This window comes from Amycolatopsis sp. lyj-346 (assembly GCF_046548975.1).
GTDB lineage: Bacteria > Actinomycetota > Actinomycetes > Mycobacteriales > Pseudonocardiaceae > Amycolatopsis.
In genome coordinates this window covers 229,940-247,813 of sequence record NZ_JAJPWT010000011.1, presented here as the reverse complement: position 1 = coordinate 247,813, position 17,874 = coordinate 229,940, and the positions used below count along the sequence as shown (strand labels likewise).

Annotated in this window: 12 protein-coding genes and 1 pseudogene; 9 read left to right on the top strand and 4 right to left on the bottom strand. The window is 72.9% G+C overall.

Annotated elements, in window-relative coordinates; genetic code table 11:
• From ACLJQE_RS29510 to ACLJQE_RS29490, 5 genes are all read left to right on the top strand, one after another.
• Positions 1 to 3,006, top strand: a complete 3,006-nt coding sequence (locus ACLJQE_RS29510) for a non-ribosomal peptide synthetase (protein ID WP_410642724.1) — start codon at positions 1 to 3, stop codon at positions 3,004 to 3,006.
• Positions 3,003 to 8,420, top strand: a complete 5,418-nt coding sequence (locus ACLJQE_RS29505; protein WP_410642723.1) for an amino acid adenylation domain-containing protein — start codon at positions 3,003 to 3,005, stop codon at positions 8,418 to 8,420. Before ACLJQE_RS29510 ends, ACLJQE_RS29505 begins: the two co-directional genes overlap by 4 nt.
• 73 nt (positions 8,421 to 8,493) lie before the next feature.
• Positions 8,494 to 9,756 carry an ATP-grasp domain-containing protein gene (locus ACLJQE_RS29500; protein ID WP_410642722.1) on the top strand — a complete coding sequence of 421 codons (1,263 nt, stop codon included), beginning with the start codon at positions 8,494 to 8,496 and terminating at the stop codon, positions 9,754 to 9,756.
• Complete coding sequence (locus ACLJQE_RS29495; RefSeq protein WP_410642720.1) at positions 9,753 to 11,024, top strand: ATP-grasp domain-containing protein; 1,272 nt, start codon at positions 9,753 to 9,755, stop codon at positions 11,022 to 11,024. Before ACLJQE_RS29500 ends, ACLJQE_RS29495 begins: the two co-directional genes overlap by 4 nt.
• Positions 11,021 to 11,953, top strand: coding sequence for a TauD/TfdA family dioxygenase (locus ACLJQE_RS29490; RefSeq protein ID WP_410642719.1), 933 nt, complete (start codon positions 11,021 to 11,023; stop codon positions 11,951 to 11,953). The genes ACLJQE_RS29495 and ACLJQE_RS29490 overlap by 4 nt, the downstream gene beginning before the upstream one ends.
• A 207-nt stretch (positions 11,954 to 12,160) precedes the next feature.
• Here the strand turns inward: ACLJQE_RS29490 and bla are convergent, their stop codons facing one another.
• On the bottom strand, positions 12,161 to 13,126 hold the full coding sequence (gene bla, locus ACLJQE_RS29485; RefSeq protein WP_410642718.1) for a class A beta-lactamase: 966 nt from the start codon (positions 13,124 to 13,126) through the stop codon (positions 12,161 to 12,163).
• 54 nt (positions 13,127 to 13,180) lie between these two features.
• On the opposite strand from bla, the gene ACLJQE_RS29480 reads away from it, so the two are divergent.
• The 3 genes and pseudogenes from ACLJQE_RS29480 (at position 13,181) to ACLJQE_RS29470 (ending at position 15,665) form a co-directional block, all read left to right on the top strand.
• Entirely contained in the window at positions 13,181 to 14,050 is an 870-nt protein-coding gene (locus tag ACLJQE_RS29480; RefSeq protein ID WP_410642717.1) for a LysR family transcriptional regulator, read from the top strand.
• Positions 14,051 to 14,396: 346 nt separating this feature from the next.
• A pseudogene (locus ACLJQE_RS29475) lies at positions 14,397 to 15,291 on the top strand (serine hydrolase).
• A 44-nt stretch (positions 15,292 to 15,335) separates the two neighbouring features.
• A complete protein-coding gene (locus tag ACLJQE_RS29470) occupies positions 15,336 to 15,665 on the top strand; it encodes an antibiotic biosynthesis monooxygenase family protein (RefSeq protein WP_410642716.1) in 330 nt (109 codons plus the stop codon).
• 22 nt (positions 15,666 to 15,687) lie between these two features.
• Here ACLJQE_RS29470 and ACLJQE_RS29465 read toward each other — a convergent pair whose 3' ends face one another.
• Entirely contained in the window at positions 15,688 to 16,254 is a 567-nt protein-coding gene (locus tag ACLJQE_RS29465) for a cysteine hydrolase family protein (protein ID WP_410642715.1), read from the bottom strand.
• Between the two features lie 52 nt (positions 16,255 to 16,306).
• Here ACLJQE_RS29465 and ACLJQE_RS29460 point away from each other — a divergent pair, with 52 nt between their 5' ends.
• Positions 16,307 to 16,597: a hypothetical protein gene (locus tag ACLJQE_RS29460; RefSeq protein WP_410642714.1), complete on the top strand. Its 291-nt coding sequence runs from the start codon at positions 16,307 to 16,309 to the stop codon at positions 16,595 to 16,597.
• Here ACLJQE_RS29460 and ACLJQE_RS29455 read toward each other — a convergent pair.
• A complete protein-coding gene (locus tag ACLJQE_RS29455; RefSeq protein ID WP_410642713.1) occupies positions 16,594 to 16,806 on the bottom strand; it encodes a DUF2795 domain-containing protein in 213 nt (70 codons plus the stop codon). The two genes, ACLJQE_RS29460 and ACLJQE_RS29455, sit on opposite strands and share 4 nt — an antisense overlap.
• A gap of 58 nt (positions 16,807 to 16,864) precedes the next feature.
• Positions 16,865 to 17,857 carry a selenide, water dikinase SelD gene (gene selD, locus ACLJQE_RS29450; protein WP_410642712.1) on the bottom strand — a complete coding sequence of 331 codons (993 nt, stop codon included), beginning with the start codon at positions 17,855 to 17,857 and terminating at the stop codon, positions 16,865 to 16,867.
• Positions 17,858 to 17,874: the final 17 nt, after the last annotated feature.

Here is a 17,874-nt window from a genome sequence, read left to right as displayed (position 1 = left end):
ATGACCGACACGAAGGAATGGACGTTCCCGGCCTCGTTCGGGCAGGAGCGGATCTGGCTGTCCAACCAGCTGGACCCGGCGTCCCCGGTGTACAACCTCCCCTGCCAGGTGCGGCAGGACCTGCCGCTCACGGTCGCGCAGTGGCGGGCCGCGCTCGGCGTGGTCGTCGGGCGGCACGAGGCCCTGCGGACGGCGTTCCGGATGGACGGCGCCGACCTCGTCCAGGTGGTGCACGCCGACGTCCCGATCGACGTCGAAGTGCACGACCTGCGTGACCTCGCGGACCCGGAAGCGAAGGCGACGGAACTCTCCGAAGCGATCGCCCGCCGCCCCATCCCCCTGGACACCGCCCCGCCGTGGCGGGCGCAGCTGTGCCGGCTCGCCGACGCCGGCTGGCTGCTGACCTTCGTCGTCCACCACACGGTGTTCGACGCCGGATCGGCGGTCGTCCTGGCCGCGGAGCTCGACGAGGCGTGCAACGCGGTCGCCGAGGGGCGGCTGCCGAAGCTGCCCGAGCTCGCCATCCAGTACGCCGACTACTCGGCCTGGCAGCGCGGCCGGCTGCCGGAGGTCCGGGCCCAGCTGGACTACTGGCGCGAGCGGCTGGCCGGGCTCCCGCCCGTGCACAGCCTGCCCACCGACCGGCCGCGGCCCGCGGACTTCGGGTTCGACGGCGACCAGGTCGACTTCACCTTGCCCGGCGGCTTCCTCGACCGCGTCGGTGAAGTGGGCCGCGAGCTGTCGGCGTCGCCGTTCATGGTGCTGCTCGCCGGGTACACCGCGCTGCTGTCCCGGCTGTCCGGCTCGGCGGACGTCGTGGTGGGCGTCCCGGTCGCCGGCCGGGACCTGCCGGAGCTGGCGCCGCTGATCGGCATGTTCGTCAACCAGCTCGCCATCCGCGTCGACTGCGGGGGCTCGCCGTCGTTCGCCGAGCTGGTGGGCCGGGTCCGGACCGCGGTGCTGGACGCCATCGAGCACGGCCAGGTGCCGTTCCAGCTCGTCGCCGACGAGGTCCGCCCGGAACGCGACGGGCGCGTTCAGGCGCTCTACCAGCTCGGCTTCAACTTCATCCCGGACTCGGGCATCGAGCCGGTCCGCTACGCCACGGCCAAGGACGACGTCGCCATCGACCTCACCGCGACCGGCGGCCGGCTGCTGTACCGCACCGACCTGTTCGACCGGGCCACCGCGGAGTCCATGGTGGAGCGGTTCCGGCAGCTGCTGACCGCGGCGGTCGAAGCCCCGGCCGTCGCGATGGCGGACCTGCCGCTGCTGTCGGACGCCGAGCGCGTCCAGATCCTGGAGGAGTGGAGCGGTTCGGCCACCGAGGACGCTCCGCTGGTCGTCACCCGGTTCGAAGACCAGGTGCGCGCGACGCCCGGCGCCGTCGCCGTCGATCTCGGCGGTGTCCGGCTGACCTACGCCGAGCTGAACACGCGGGCCAACCGCGTCGCGCACCGCCTCGGCGGTGGTGGTGGCGTGGTCGGGATCTGCGTGCCGAACTCGGCGGACCTCGTCGTGGGCATCCTCGGTGCGCTCAAGAGCGGCGCGGCCTACGTCCCCCTGGATCCCGCGAACCCCGCCCAGCGGCAGGCGCTGATCCTCGCCGACGCCGGGGCCCGGGTGGTGCTCACCGCCGGGGCCGTGACTCCCCACAGCGTGACCCTCGACGCCGAGACCCTGGACCTGGGAGATCCGGCGGTGTGGGCGGAGGAGCCCGGCGAGAACCCCGCGCCACCCGGCCCGGACGACCTCGCCTACGTCATCTACACGTCCGGCTCGACCGGGCGGCCGAAGGGCGTCGAGGTCGGGCACCGCGCCCTCGCCACCTACCTCGGCTGGGCGCGCCAGGCGTACCCGAGCCTCGCGGGCCGCGCGCTGCTGCACACGTCGCCGTCGTTCGACCTGACGGTCACGACGCTGCTCGGGCCGCTCGTCGCCGGCGGCTCCATTGTGGACTCCGGACGGCCCGACTTCGTCAAGGCGACGCCGACCCACCTCGCCGTGCTGCCGGCAGAGTCCCACCCCACCGGTGACCTGGTGCTCGGCGGCGAAGCGCTGCTGGGCGAAGCCGTGCGGCCGTTCTCCGGGATCGCCGTCACCAACGAGTACGGGCCGACGGAGGCGACGGTCGGCTGTGTCGTCCACCGGCTCGACGGGCCCGTCACCGGGCCGGTGCCGATCGGCCGCCCGATCCCCGGCACCCGCGCCTACGTCCTCGACGAGGAGCTGCGGCCGGTCCCGCCGGGGGTCGCCGGGCAGCTCCACCTCGCCGGCGCCCAGCTCGCCGACGGCTACCTCGGGCTGCCGGAGCTGACCGCCGAACGGTTCCCCGACGGCCCGTTCGGGCGGATGTACGCCACCGGCGACCTCGCCCGCTGGCGCCGGGACGGGACGCTCGAATACCTCGGCCGGACCGACGACCAGGTCAAGCTGCGCGGGTTCCGGATCGAGCCGGGGGAGGTGGAGGCCGCCCTGCGGGAGCTGCCGGAGATCCGGGACGCGGCGGTCGCGGTCCGCGAAGGGACCCTCGTCGGGTACGTCGTCGGCAGCGCGGACGGCGCGGCCGACGCCCTGCGGGCCACCCTGCCGGAGTACCTGGTGCCCACGGTGTTCGTGACGCTGGCCGCCCTGCCGGTCGCGGCGAGCGGCAAGCTCGACCGGGCCGCCCTGCCGGATCCGCAGCTCGGCGGCGGCACGGAGTACGTGGCGCCGTCGACCGCGGCCGAAGAGCTGGTCGCCGAAGTCCTCGGCGAGCTGCTGGGCGTGGAGAAGCTCGGGGTGCACGACGACTTCTTCGCCCACGGCGGCAACTCGCTGCTGGCGATCCGTGCGATGGTCCGGATCCGCAAGCAGGTCGGCGTCGACCTGCCGGTCCGCGGGCTGTTCTCGTTCACCACGGTGGCCGAGCTGGCCGCCGAGGTCGAGCGTCGCCTGGAGGCGGACCTCGACCAGCTCAGCGACGAAGAGGTCCGGGCGCAGCTGGCCGAAGGCGGTCCGGCGTGACGACGATCGACGAAACCGGCAGCGCGGCCGCTCGCCGCGCGTTGCTGGAACGGCGGCTCCGGCGGCGCGCCGAGCCGGCCGCGACCATCACCCGGCGGCCGGACGGCGACCCCGTTCCGCTGTCCTACCAGCAGGAACGCGTCTGGTTCATGGAGCAGTTCGCTCCGGGCACCACGTCGTACAACATCCCCGTGCCGATCCGGCTCACCGGCCGCGTCGACCTCGGCGTGCTGCAGGCGGCGCTCGACGCCCTCCCGGCGCGGCACGAGGCGCTGCGGATGCGGTTCCCGGCCGGGGAGGACGGGCAGCCGTCCGTCCACTGCGAACCGGTCGTCACCGTGCCGCTGTCCATCGTGGACTCGGGTAGCGAAGAGGCGGCCCGGGCGGCGGTCGACGCCGCCGCGGCCGAGCCGTTCGACCTGGCCGCCGGGCCGCTGCTGCGTGCCACCCTGGCCCGGATCTCCGACGACGAGCACCTGCTGGCCGTGTGCACGCACCACATCGTCGGCGACGGCTGGTCGGTCGACCTGCTGCTGCGCGACCTCGCGGCGCACTACCACGGCACGGCGGCCGCCTTGCCGCCGTTGCCCATCGGCTACGGCGACTTCGCGCACTGGCAGCGCCGGACGCTGACCGGGGCCGAACTGGACCGGCAGCTGGACCACTGGCGGGCCGCGCTCGACGGCGTCGAGCCCCTGGAGCTGCCGGCCGACCACCCGCGGCCGGCGACCCAGACGTTCGACGGCGCGATCCACGAGTTCTTCGTCGAGAAGGACCTCGCCGACGCCCTCGGCGCACTGAGCCGCGAGCACGGCGTCACGCTGTTCATGACGCTGCTGGCCGCCTACCAGGTGCTTCTTTCCCGGTACTCCGGGCAGGACGACTTCGCCGTCGGTTCCTCGTCGGCCGGGCGCGGGCTGCCCGAACTCGAAGGCGTGGTCGGCATGTTCATCAACATGCTGCCGCTGCGCGCCCAGCTGGGCGGCGATCCGACCTTCGCCGAGCTGCTGGCCCGGACCCGGCGGCACGTGCTCGACGCGTTCGAGCACGCCGACGTCCCGTTCGAGCGGCTGGTCAACGCCCTCGGCGTGCCGCGGGACGTGAGCCGCTCGCCGGTGTTCCAGGCGATGTTCGTGCTGCAGAACTACGAAATGGGCCGGATGCGGGCCGTGGGGGAGTCCGAGGTGGACTTCCGCTGGCTGCCGATGGACCTGCCCGCCACCCGGTTCGACTTCGAGTTCCACGCGATCGAGGTCTCCTCCGGGCTCATCGGCAAATTCGTGCACAACACCGCCCTGTTCGGCACCGGAACCGTCGCCGGCATGGCCGATCGCCTGGTGACGCTGCTGCGCTCGATCGTCGCCGACGCGACGCGGCCGGTGTCCGAACTGGACATCCTCGGCGACGCCCACCGCGACCTGGTCGTGAACCGGTGGAACGACACCGCGGGCGAAATCCCGCCGGGCACGCTCCACTCGCTCGTCGAGGACCAGGTCGCCCGCACGCCGGACGCGCCCGCGGTGACCTTCCGCGGGGCGTCCCTGAGCTACCGCGAGCTGGACGAGCGCGCCAACGGGCTCGCGCACCACCTCCGTGAGCTCGGTGTCGGGCCGGGGATCCTGGTCGGCGTCTTCGCGCAGCGGTCGTTCGAGCTGGTGGTCGCGCTGCTCGGGGTGCTCAAGGCCGGGGGCGCGTACGTGCCGCTCGATCCGGAGTACCCGGCCGACCGGCTCGCGTTCATGCTCGAGGACGCGGCCGCGCCGGTCGTGCTGACCCAGGCCGCCCTGCGCGACACACTGCCGCCGAGCGACGCGGCCGTGGTCGTCCTCGACGACCTGACCGGATCGTCCACGCCCCTGGAACCCCTGGCGAGCGCGGACGATCCCGCGTACGTCATCTACACCTCCGGCTCCACCGGACGGCCGAAGGGCGTGCCGAACGGCCACCGCGGCATCGTCAACCGGCTCGACTGGATGCAACGCGCCTACGGCCTCGACGGGGCGGACTCGGTGCTGCAGAAGACACCGGCGAGCTTCGACGTCTCGGTGTGGGAGTTCTTCTGGCCGCTGATCACCGGCGCCCGGCTGGTGCTGGCCGAGCCGGGCGGCCACAAGGACGCCGCCTACCTGCGGGAACTCCTCGCCGGCGAAGGCATCACGACCGCGCACTTCGTGCCCTCGATGCTGAGTCTGTTTTTGAATGAGCTGAGCCTGGCCGAACCGGGCAGCGAGGTGATCCCCGCGCTGCGGCGGGTCGTCTGCAGTGGTGAGGAGCTGCCGCTGGACACCGCGCGCGAGTTCGTCCGGCGGCTGCCGCACTGCGAACTGCACAACCTCTACGGCCCGACCGAGGCCGCGATCGACGTCACCGCCTGGCACTGCACGCCGGACGCGCTGGCCGAGGTCGCCTCGGTGCCGATCGGGGCGCCGATCCGCAACACCCGGATCCACATCCTCGACCGGCACGGCCACCCCTGCCCGGCCGGCGTTCCCGGTGAGCTGCACATCGCCGGCGCCGGGCTGGCCCTGGGCTACCACAACCGGCCGGAGCTGACGGCGGAGCGGTTCGTGGCCGACCCGTTCCACGGCGGCCGCATGTACCGCACCGGCGACCTCGCGCACTGGCGGTCCGACGGCACCATCGCGTTCCTCGGCCGGCTCGACCACCAGGTCAAACTGCGCGGCCTGCGCATCGAGCTCGGCGAGATCGAGACGGCACTGCGCGAGCAGCACGGCGTCCGGGACGCGGCGGTGCTCGTCCGCGAGGACACCCCGGGGGACAAGCGCCTGGTCGGGTACGTCGTCGGCGACGCGGACCCCGGCACGCTGCGCACGGCGCTGAAGCGGAGCCTGCCGGACTACATGGTGCCGCCGTCGTTCGTCACCCTCGACGAGCTGCCGCTGGCGCCGAACGGGAAGCTCGACCGCAAGGCGCTGCCCGCGCCGGTCGCCGCCCGCGACGCGACCACGGCGCTGGTCGAACCGTCGACGCCTCTGGAGCTGCTGCTCGCCGAGATCTGGCGGGACGTGCTCAAGGTCGCGGAACTCGGCGTCGACGACGACTTCTTCGACCTCGGCGGCCACTCGATGCTCGCCACCCAGGTCGTCGCGCGGATCGCCAAGGCCGGGCACCAGGCCGGCGTGATGGACCTGTTCCAGCACCGCACGATCCGCGAGCTGGCGGTGTTCCTCGACGGCGACCGCGACGACTCTGGGCACCTGCTCTACGAGCTGACCAAACCGGTCGCGAAGCCGACGCTGACCTACGTCTGCTTCCCGTACGGCGGCGGCAGCGCGATCGTCTACCAGCCCCTCGCGGACGCGCTGCCGAGCGGGTATTCGCTGTTCTCGGTGGCGATTCCCGGCCACGACGTCGGTCTCTCCGAAGAGGCGGTGCCGTTCGACGAGCTCGTCGAACGGCTGGCGGACGAGGTCCTCGAGCGCGTCGACGGCCCCCTGGGTATCTACGGCCACTGCGGCGTCGGCAACGCGCTCGCGGTCGGCGTGGCCCGGCGTCTCGAAGAACGCGGACGGCAGCTGGAAGTCGTCCACATCGGCGCGATCTTCCCGTTCGCGCGGATCAAGGGCGCGGTCGGGACGCTGCGCACGCGGCTGGAGAAACTGCGCAGCAACCGCTACTACGCGAACTGGCTCAAGGGCATGGGCGTCGACACCGACGACCTCGACCCGGCGCAGGCCGACCGGATCATCAGCAACATGCGGGCCGACAGCCGCGCCGCCGAGGAGTACTTCAGCGGCCTGCTCGACGCCCGCGTCGCCAAGCTGCGCGCGCCGATCATCTCGATCGTCGGCTCCGAGGACCCGGTCACCGACTACTACGCCGAGCGCTACCGCGAATGGGAGTTCCTCACCGACCACACGGCACTGGTCGTGCTGGACCAGGCGGGGCACTTCTTCCTCCGCTACCGCGCGCAGGAGCTGGCGGAGATCCTCACCCGCGTCCACCCCGCCCTCGACGAGCCCGGTGACCTGCACGTCTCGGCCCGTGGCGAAGACGCCGGCTGGGCGGTGCACGACACCCACCGGGCAGCAGCGGACGAGAAACCCGCGGTGCGGCCGAGCATGGCCCGGTTCGTCACGGTCACCGTCGGGCAGCTGGTCTCCTCGACCGGCTCCGCGCTGACGTCGTTCGCCGTGCCGATCTGGCTCTACACGAAGACCGGCTCGGTCACCGACCTCGGCCTGCTCTGGGCGCTGGCACTGCTGTGCGGGGTACTGGTCCTGCCGGTGGCGGGCGCGCTGGTCGACCGCGGCGACCGGCGCCGGATCATGATCGCGGCCAGCGTGATCGCCGGCGTCATCCAGCTCGCGCTGGCCCTGCTGCTCACGGCGGGGAACCTGCAGCTGTGGTTCCTCTACGTGCTGATCCCGCTCGGTTCGGTCGCGGGGTCCATCCAGCGGATCGCCTACCAGTCGTCGGTGGCGCAGCTCGTGCCGAAGCAGTACCTCGGCCACGCGATGGGCCTCGCGCAGCTGTCCAACGGCTTCGCGCTGCTGTTGATGCCGGTGATCGCGGCCGGGCTGCTCGCGGCGATCGAGCTGTCCGGCATCCTGGTCCTCGACATGGTGAGCTACGTGTTCGCCGTCGTCAGCCTGCTGTTCGTCCGGTTCCCCGACCTGCTGGGCTGGCGCCCGCGCGAGCCGCTGCTGACGGCGATCGCGGGCGGGCTGAAGTACTCCTGGAACCACCGCGGCTTCCGCACCATGCTCCTGTACTTCGCGCTGGCCAACGTCTTCCTGGCGCCGGCGCTGGTGCTCGTCTCGCCGCTGGTGCTGTCCTTCGGCTCGGTCACCGACGTCGCCCAGGTCGCGCTGGCCGAGGCGATCGGCGCGGTCGCCGGCGGCATCGGCATGGCGCTGTGGGGCGGCCCGCGCAAGCGGCGCATGGTCGGCGTCCTGTTCGGCAACGTCGGCATCGCGCTCGGCTGCCTGGTGATGGGCCTGCGGCCGTCGCTGGTCGTCGTCGCGGCCGGGGTGTTCCTGCTGGCCGCCGCGATGGCCGTGTCCCAGGGCATCTACGCGACGCTGGTGCAGGTCAAGGTGCCGCAGCGGTACCACGGCCGGGTGTTCGCGATCAACCAGACGATCACCTGGTCCACGCTGCCGATCGGGTTCGCCGTGCTGGCGCCGCTGGCTGTCGGGTGGTTCTCGCCGCTGCTCGCGCCCGGCGGCGCCCTCGCCGGATCGGTGGGCACGGTGCTCGGCACCGGCGAAGGCCGCGGCGTCGGGCTCGCCTACGTCGTGTACGCGCTGGTTCTGCTGCTGATCAACGCCGGCGGGTTCAGCGTGCGGCTGCTGCGCCGGTTCGACACCGAAGTACCCGATTCGCTGCCGGACGATCTCGTCGGCGCGCAGGAACGGGAGCGCAAGCTCGCCGGGAAGGAGGCCACGTGACCGAGCCTGCGAGGTCACCATTCAACACAGCAGCGCCGCTCGCGGCGCCGCCGAGCGCCAGCGAGGAGGCGGCGTGAGCACCGTGGTGCTGATCAGGGAGGCCCGCGGGCACTGGGTCGGCGAGGTCGCCGCCGCGGTGCACGCGGCGGGCCACCGCGCGGTGCTGCTCGCGCCGCCGGTCGACGAGGCCGAAGGCACGGCACTGGCCGCGGCGGTGGACGAGGTGGTGGCCGTCGACGACGTCTACGACGCCGAAGCCGTCGCCGCGAAGATCCGCGCGGCCGTCGGGGTGCCCGCCGCCGTGCTGACCGGATCGGACGGGGCCATCGCGAGCACCGCCCGGGTCGCCGAGCTGCTCGGCGTCGCCCGGTGCCCGGCCGCGGTGTTCACCCGGTGCGCGAACAAGTTCGCCGTCCGGGAAGCACTGGCCGCGGCCGGACTGCCGGGACCCGCCTTCGCGCTGATCTCTTCGGCCTCCGAAGCGGCGTCGGTGGCCGGACACGTCGGGTTCCCGGCCATCGTCAAGCCGGTCAACGGCGCCGGGAGCAACCTGGTGCGCACGGTGTCCACAGTGGACGAGCTGGCGGCCGCGTACGAGCTGCTGGCCGCGCGCCTGCCCGAGTCGGCGGACCCGCGCTACCACCGGCCGGTGGGGACGGTGGACCCGTCGGCGACGTTCCTGGTCGAGGGCTTCCTGACCGGCCCGGAATACGCCGTGGACGTGCTGGTCCGCGACGGCGTCGCCGAGCCGGTCGAGATCCTCGACAAGCCGCTGATCGACGAACGCAAGTTCGAGCTGGTCCTGTCCTGCCCGCCGGCCGGCCTCTCGGCCGAGCGGGCGGCATCGGTCACGGCGGCGGCGTCCGCGGCGGTGCTCGCGCTGGGGCTGGACAACACGGTCGCGCACGTCGAGGTGATCGACGACGAGCGGCGCGGCCCGACGATCGTCGAGGTCAACGCGGGCCGCCCGGCGGGCTCGATCATGCCGCTGCTGGCCAAGCTGCGCACCGGCGTCGACGTGTTCGCCGAGCTGACGGCCCTCGCCCTGGGCGCGCCGCCACCCACGCGGGAACCGGCGAAACTGCCGATTCCCCTGGCGATGCTGATCCTCTACGCGGCCGGATCCGGCACCCTGACCGGCATCGGTGGTCTCGACGAGGTCGCCGCGCTGCCCGAGGTCGTCGACGTCGTCACGACGGTCTCGCCCGGCCAGGTGCTCACCGACGAACAGGAGACGTACGCGGTCAACCTCGTCGTCGCCGGGTTCGCCGACCACGATGATCTCGTGGCCCTGCACGCCGAAGCGAGCAAGCTGATCCGCCTGGAGGTCGCGTGAAGACCGCGTTCATCGTCCGCGAGACGCGCGGCCACTGGATCCGCGACTTCGCCGCCGCGGTCCGGACGGCCGGGCTGCGGGCCGAGCTCGTCACCGAGCCCCTCGACGACGCCGAGCGAGCCGAGCTGGGCCCGCTCGTGGACGGGTTCGTCGTCGTCGAGGACGTCCGGGACGTGTCCGCGGTCGCCGAGGCGATCCGGGCCCGCGATCCCGGGCCGGCCGGGGTGCTCACCGCCGCCGAAGGCATCATCGCGAGCACCGCCCGGGTCGCCGAGCTGCTCGGGGTCGCGCGCTGCCCGGCGTCGGTGTTCACGCTGGCGCACAACAAGTTCGCCGTCCGCCGGCGGCTCGCCGAAGCGGGGCTGCCGGGCCCGCGCTGTGCGTTGTTCGCCGACCCGGCCGAAGCCGCGAAGATCGCCGAGGAGGTCGGCCTCCCGGCGATCGTCAAGCCCGTGAACGGCGCGGCCAGCACCCTGGTCCGCACCGTGTCCACTGTGGACGAACTGGTGGCCGCCTACGAGCTGCTGGCCACCCGGCTGCCGGAGAACCCGGACGCGCGCTACCACCGCCCGCTGCCCGGCGGCCTCGACCCCTTGCGGGTGTTCCTCGTCGAGGGCCTGCTCGACGGCCCGGAGTACGCGGTGGACGTCCTGGTCCGCGACGGCGTGGTGGAACCGGTCGAGATCGTCGGCAAACCGCTGGTCGACGAGCGCAAGTTCGAGCTCGTCATGGTCAGCCCGCCGTTCGGGATGGCCCCGGAGCGGGCCGGGCTCGTCACGCAGGCGGTGGCCGACGCCGTGCGGGCGCTGGGGCTGGACAACACCAGCGCCCACGTCGAGGTGATCGACGACGCCGTCGCGGGGCCGACGATCGTCGAGGTCAACGCCGGCCGTCCGGTCGGCGGGGCCACCGCCCTGCTGCTCAAGCTGCGGACCGGCGTCGACGTCTTCGCCGAGACGGTGGCACTGGGCCTCGGCACCCCACCGCCGCCGCGCGAACCCGCCGCGCTGCCCGTCCCGGTGGGGGAGCTGATCCTCTACGCGTCGGGCACCGGCCGGCTGGTCCGCATCCACGGCCTCGACGAGCTCGAAGACCTGCCCGAGGTGTTCTCGGTGATCACCACCGTGTCACCCGGCCAGCTGCTCAGCGACGACCACGAAACCTACGCCGTGAACGCGTTCGTCGCCGGGTTCGCCGACGCCGACGACCTGGCCGCGCTGCACGCGGAGGCCACCAAGCTCGTCCGTTTCGAACTGGAGGAAGCATGACCGCCGTGACATCCGAGGGCCAGCTGCAGGGCAACGAGCACACCGGGATCGCCGTCTTCCCGGCCGCCGACTTCGCGGCGGTGGAAGCGCAGCTGCCGCGGCTGCAGGACCACCTGCGCGACCACGGCGCGATCCTGCTGCGCGGCCTGCCCACCGACCTCGGCCTGTTCAACCGGGTGACCGAGACGATCGGCGGGGCGCTGCTCACCTACACCGAGCGGTCGACCCCGCGGTCGGCGGTGGCGGGCAACATCTACACCTCGACCGAATACCCGCCCGCCGAGTCGATCCCGATGCACAACGAGAACTCGTACTCGGCGAGCTGGCCGGCACGGCTGTTCTTCCTGTGCGACACCGCCGCGGAGACCGGCGGGGCCACGCCGATCGCGGACAGCCGGGCGATGTACCGCCTGCTGCCCGAAGACCTGCGGGAGCGCTTCGCGGGTGGCGTCGCCTACACGCGCGCGTTCCGCGAAGGGCTCGGGCTGACCTGGCAGGAAGCGTTCCAGACCGACGACCGCGCGGTCGTCGAGGACTACTGCGCGCGCCACGGCCAGACCTTCGAATGGACCGAGGAAGGACTGCGCACCCGGCACGTCCGGCCGTCCTTCGTGGCGGAGCCGCACACCGGGGACACCGTGTGGTTCAACCAGGCCAACCTCTTCCACGTTTCCAGCCTCGGTGAAGAGGTGAGCGAGGCACTGCTGGAGCTGTACCCGGAGGAAGACCTGCCGCGCAACGCCTACTTCGCCGACGGCAGCCCGATCCCGGTCGCGGACATCGAGAAGATCCGTGAGGTCTACGACGAAGTCAGCTACGCGTTCCCGTGGCAGGCCGGCGACGTCATGGTGATCAACAACATGCTGATGGCCCACGGCCGCGAGCCGTTCACCGGCCGGCGGCGCATCCTGGTGGCGATGACGGGATGACCGCGCGGGGTGGTGGTGCTGCTCGCGCACTACCGCCTCGACGACGCCGGCGGCGCACCCGAGTCGCGGCTGCTGGTGGTCAACACGTCCGACACGGCGCCCTACCTCGGGGAGCCGGCTGGTGCTGCGGGTCGTGGCGGACGCCGACGAGACCCGGCGGGCAGCGTGGCTGGACGAGGTCGAAGCGGAGGTGCTGCGGCTCTTCGGTCAGCTTCCGCGGTAAGCGTCGAGGACCAGCTTCGCCGCCTGCGCGATCAGCCGGTCGTCGTGCTCGGCGTTCTCGGCCTGGCGGCTGGACATGACCGCCAGCACGATCGGCGCCCGCCCCGGCGGCCAGACGACCGCGATGTCGTTGCGGGTGGCGTATTCGCCGGTACCGGTCTTGTCGGCGACGGCCCAGCCCACCGGCGTACCCGCCCGGATCACGGTCGCGCCGGTCTTGTTGGCGCGCATCATGTCCGTGTACAGGGTTCGCTTCTCCGGCGGCAGGGCGTCGCCGAGGGCGAAGGCGCGGAGGCTGCCGGCCATCGCGCGCGGGGTGCTCGTGTCCCGGACGTCGCCCGGCGCGAGGTCGTTGAGGTCGGGTTCGATCCGGTCGACGTGGGTGGTCGTGTCGCCGATCTCGCGCAACGCCGCGGCGAGTCCCGGCGGCCCGCCGAGTTCCCGGAACAGCAGGTTCGCGGCGGTGTTGTCGCTGTAGCGCAACGCCGCGTCGATGGCGTCGCGCAGCGAAATGCCGGTGGTGACGCTCTTTTCGGTGACGGGGGAGTTCGCCTGCAGGTCGGCACGGGTGTAGGTCAGGTGTTTCGCGAGCCCGTCGAGGCTGGTGCGCTGCAGGACGGCGGCGGCGGAGAACGCCTTGTGCGCCGAGGCGTAGCCGAAGCGCTCGTCGGCGCGGTGGGTGATTTCGCGGCCGGAGCCGGTGTCGATCGCGTACACGCCGAGGCGGGCGTCGAAGCTGCGCTCGAGCGGGGCGAAGTCCGGCTGCGGCGCCGGTGCGGGTGTCGCTGTTGCTGTCGCCGACGTCGCTGCCGGCTGGGGTGCTTCCGCTGCGCAGGCGGTCAACGGAACGAGGAGCAGCGCGGCGAGCGCGGCCCGCCGGGCTCGGGGGAACGGCACGGGGACTTCCTTCCGGTCTTGATCGTCCTCCGCAGTCTCACGGCGTTCGTTCATGCTGTCCAAGACGGAAGTACACGGTTCGATGCGGATCCGGCATGAGATGAGGTCGTGGACCTGGTCGGCGGCTGCAGGGCGTTCGTGAGCGTGAGCGAGACGGGGAGTTTCACGGCGGGCGCGGCGCTCGCGCGGATTCCGCAGCCGGTCGCCAGCCGGCGCATCGCCGCGCTCGAACGCCACTTCGGGGAGCGGCTCTTCGACCGCTCGACCCGCCGGGCGCGGCTGACGCCGTTCGGCCGGGAGGTGCTGCCCTCGGCCCGGCGGCTGGTGCAGCTGGCCGAGGCGATGGAACACGACGCGAAGCGCGCCCGGCTGCGGCCGGTGCGGCTGGCCGTGCCCGCCACCTGCGGGGTGGGGGAGCTCGCCGTCCTCGCCGCCGAAGCCCGGGCGCTGGAGATCCACCTGGAGTTCCGCACGGCGGGGCCGGGCGAGCGCGCCGAGCTCGTCCGCACGAGTGAGGTGCGGGCCGCGCTCACCGCCGTCCCGGCCGAGGAAGCCGTGTGGTCCGTGCCGCTGGGGGTGGCCGGGGTCGCGCCGGCGCCGAGCCGGGTCGTGCGCCTGAAGACGCTGCGGACGGGCCGTTCGGCCGCCGCGCGCCGTCGTGTCTGGATCCAGCCGGAGGACGACGTCCCGCACCTGCGCGACCGGCTGCTGCGGGTCCGGGACGCGGTGGGCTTGTCCCCGGCCCAGGTGACGGTGGCCGATTCCCTCACGTCGGCGGCCGCGGAGGTGTTCGCCTCGGCGGACCTGCTGCTGTGCTCACCGGCGCAGGCCGGCGAACTCGCGCTGTCCTGGCGACCGATCGGCGACCTCGACCTGGCGCGCGGCTACGGCATAGCGGCGCCACTGGCCGAAGACGCGGACCGCTTGCGGACGACCCTGAGCGCGGCGGTCGGCCGGTGCCTGGGAGTCGCTGGATGACCGCGGAAGAGCCGGGGTTGGGTTTGGTGTGTGGGTTCGGTGGCCGGGTGATGTCTGAGGCATCGGGGGCGCGGCGGGTTCGCGGGTTTGGTGGCCGGGTGAGCCCGGAGGTGTCGGGGGCGTGGCGGGGGTTGGGTTTGGTGTGTGGGTTCGGTGGCCTGGCGATGCTTGAGGCATCGGGGGCGCGGCCGGGCTGGGTTCGCGGGTTTGGTGGCCCGGCGATTGCCGAGGCATCGGGGGCGTGGCAGGGGGTGGGCCGGGTGTGTGGGTTTGGTGGCCGGGTGATGCCCGAAGCAGCGGGGGCGCGGCGGCGGCCGGTCGCCGCTCTTGGGCTCGGGGGTGTCCGATGAGCGACGAAGCGCTGGTCCGGGACCTGCGCGCGGCGTTGGCCGAAGGTGGCCTGCGCGGGTCGTTCCTGGTCCGGGACCTGCGGTCGGGCGCCGAGCCCGGGATCGACCCGGATCGCGAGTACCCGATCGCCTCCCTGGTCAAGGTGCCGCTGGCGGCAGCCACCCTGGAGCGCATCCGCCGCGGTGAGCTCGATGCGGCGACGCAGCTGGAGGTCGCGCCCGGTGGCGTCACCACGCCCGGGCCGATCGGCCTGACCCGCTTCCGCCACCCGGCCCGGGTAGCGCTGGGCGACCTGCTGTACCTGAGCACGTCCCTGAGCGACGGGACGGCCGCCGACGTCCTGTTCGGACTGACCCCGCCGCCCGACGTCACGCGGATGCTGGGGGCTGGCCGGGATCGCGGTGCGCCACCTGATGCGCGACCTCGTCGAGACCCCGGCCGAGCGGTTCGACGCGGGCGAAGCCGACCTGGCCCAGGCTCTCGCCATCGGCGCGTCGACGGCAGGCCGGGGCCACCGCCTCCCGCAGCTGGACGTCACGCGCGCGAACTCGGCGTCGGCGCGGGCGCTGATGGAGCTGCTGCAGGCCCTGTGGACGCCGTCGAAGATCGACCCGTCGGTGGCCGGTGACGTGCGGGAACTGATGGCGAACAACATGATCCGCCACCGCCTGACCCCGGACTTCGCCTCGGACGCGGCCCGCTGGTCGTCGAAGACGGGAACGCTGCTGAACCTGCGGCACGAGATGGGCGTGGTCGAGCACGTGGACGGAGGCGTGTTCGCGGTCGTGGCGCTGACGGAGTCGAGTGTCCCGGCGGCCATCCAGCCGGAGGCGGAGATCCTGATGGCCCGCGCCGCGCGAGCCCTGCGCGACCACCTGCGCGGAGGCTGAGAAAACCACTTGGGACGCGGACTCCGGCGACCTAGGCTCCGGCGGTGACGTTCACCAGACCCGAACCCCCGTACTACGCGGTGATCATCACGAGCGCCTTGGACGCGGACAACCTGGACGGTTACGCGGCCATGGACGCACGCATGGGCGAGCTGGGCCGCGCGCAACCGGGCTACCTGGGCCGGGAGTCGAAAACGGACCCGGACGGCCGCGAGCTGACGGTGCTGTACTACCGGGACGCCGAGTCGATCGCGGCGTGGCAGCAGCACCCGGAGCACCTGGAGGCCCAGCGCCGCGGCCGGGACCAGTGGTACGCGGACTACCACATCGAGGTGGCCCGGGTGGAGCGCGCGTACGGCTTCGAGCGCGAGTAGCCAGCAGTCCGGCCTCCTCGGCTCAAGCCGGTGCCTTCACCCCGAACTCCACCTCGGCCGTCGCCACCGTGCCCGCCGTCCGGCCCGGCGCCGTCTGGTACGTCCAATACAGGTTCGTGTGGGCGATGACCTGTCCCGGCGGTGGTGCGCCGTACGCCGACAGATCCTCCGTCGTGTGTGCGTCGGCCACCAGTGTCGTGTCGTAGCCCCGGGCCAGCGCTCCGTGCAACGTCGAGCGGATGCACGCGTCCGTCTGCGCGCCCGCCACCAGCAGCGCCCCGATGCCGCGGGCCGCCAGGGTCTCCTCCAGGTCGGTGTCCTCGAAGGAGTCGCCGTATCTCTTGTGCACCAGGGGTTCCGGTTCGCGGCGCACCAGTTCCGGTACGTACTCCCAGGCTTCGCTGCCTTGCGGCAGCTCGTCGCTGGAGTGCTGCACCCACACCACCTCGGTGCCCGCCGCGCGGGCTTTCCCCACCAGTGCGACGAGGTTGGCGAGGACGGTCTCGCGGTCGTGAGCCGTCTCCATCACCCCGTTCTGCACGTCGACGACGAGCAGGGCGGTGTGCGGGCGGCCGGTCAGCGTGGTCATGGCGTCACCTTAACCGCCGGCACCGACAATTTTCGGACGTAGCATGCCGGGTATGGACTACGGGATGCTCTTGCTCGGTGTCGTCGTGCTGGTCGCGGTCGTCGGACTGGGTTCCTCGGCCACGGACCGCAGGCTCGGCCGGGTCGACCGCCGCCTCGCGCGGGTGGAACGGAAGCTCGACGCGATCGCCGACCGGCTCGGGGTGTCCGTCGCGGAGCCGGAACTCGTGGAGGTGGCCGCGTTGCTGCGGCAGGGCAAGAAGATCCAGGCGATCAAGGCCTACCGCGACAGCACCGGCGCCGACCTCAAGGAAGCCCGCGACGCCGTGGAGCGGCTCGGCTAAGGCGCCCCGCCGATGTGCTTGGCGGACACCGCTTCCCACACCGCGTCGAAGTTGTCGTACCGGTCGCTGTCCGGCAGCCCGCCGAGCGAGCCCAGCACCGAGTCGCCGCCGCCCGCCGCGGCGGCCCGGCGCAGGAGCTCGTCGCGGCCGCAGGGGTACTCGGTCTCGGACAGGTGCTGCTCGAGGCCGGTCCGGTCCGGAGCGGACATCGCACACCTCCTGATCGTTGCTCCACCTCCGCGTACCCGGGGCGGCCGGGGCGGAAACTCAGCCCACGACGATCGTGTGGTCCGACCGCGGTTCCAGGGACCCGATCACCGGGTGGCCCGGCAGTTCGCCGGCGACCAGCAGGCCGCCGGACGTCTGCGCGTCCGCCAGCAGCAGCGCCTCGCCCGCCGAAATCCGGGACAGCTCGGCGTGCGGACGCACCCAGTCGAGGTTCCGCCGGGTGCCCCCGCTGACGTACCCGTCGCGCAGCGCCTCCCGCGCGCCGTCGAGGTACGGCACCGCGGCCGGATCTATTCGAGCCGTCACGCCGCTCGCGCGGGCCAGCTTGTGCAGGTGGCCGAGCAGACCGAACCCGGTCACGTCGGTGGCGCAGGTGACCCCGGCGGCCAGCGCGGCACGGGACGCCGGCGCGTTCAACGTCGTCATCGCGTCGATCGCCTGCTCGAACCGCTCGCCGGTGGCCTTGTGCCGCGAGTTGAGCACGCCGATGCCGAGCGGCTTGGTCAACGTCAGCGGCACGCCCGCGCGGCCGGCGTCGTTGCGCAGCAGCCGCGCCGGATCCGCGAGGCCGGTCACCGCGAGGCCGTACTTCGGCTCCGGGTCGTCGATGCTGTGCCCGCCCGCCAGGTGGCAGCCGGCCTCGCCGCAGACGTCGAGACCGCCGCGCAGGACCTCGGCGGCGAGCTCGAACGGCAGCGTTTCCCGCGGCCAGCCGAGCAGGTTGACCGCCACCACCGGCGTGCCGCCCATGGCGTAGACGTCGGACAGTGCGTTGGCCGCGGCGATCCGGCCCCAGTCGTAGGCGTCGTCGACGACCGGGGTGAAGAAGTCCGTGGTGACGATCAGCGCGGTGTCCCCGGAAATCCGGACCGCAGCCGCGTCGTCGCCGGTTTCGAGGCCGACGAGCAGCTCGCCCGGCGGATCGGCGGGCACGGCGCCGGCCAGGCCGCGCACGGCCGCTTCCAGTTCGCCGGGCGGGATCTTGCACGCGCAGCCGCCACCGTGCGCGTACTGCGTCAGTCGGAAACCCACGGGTTCATCCTGCCCGC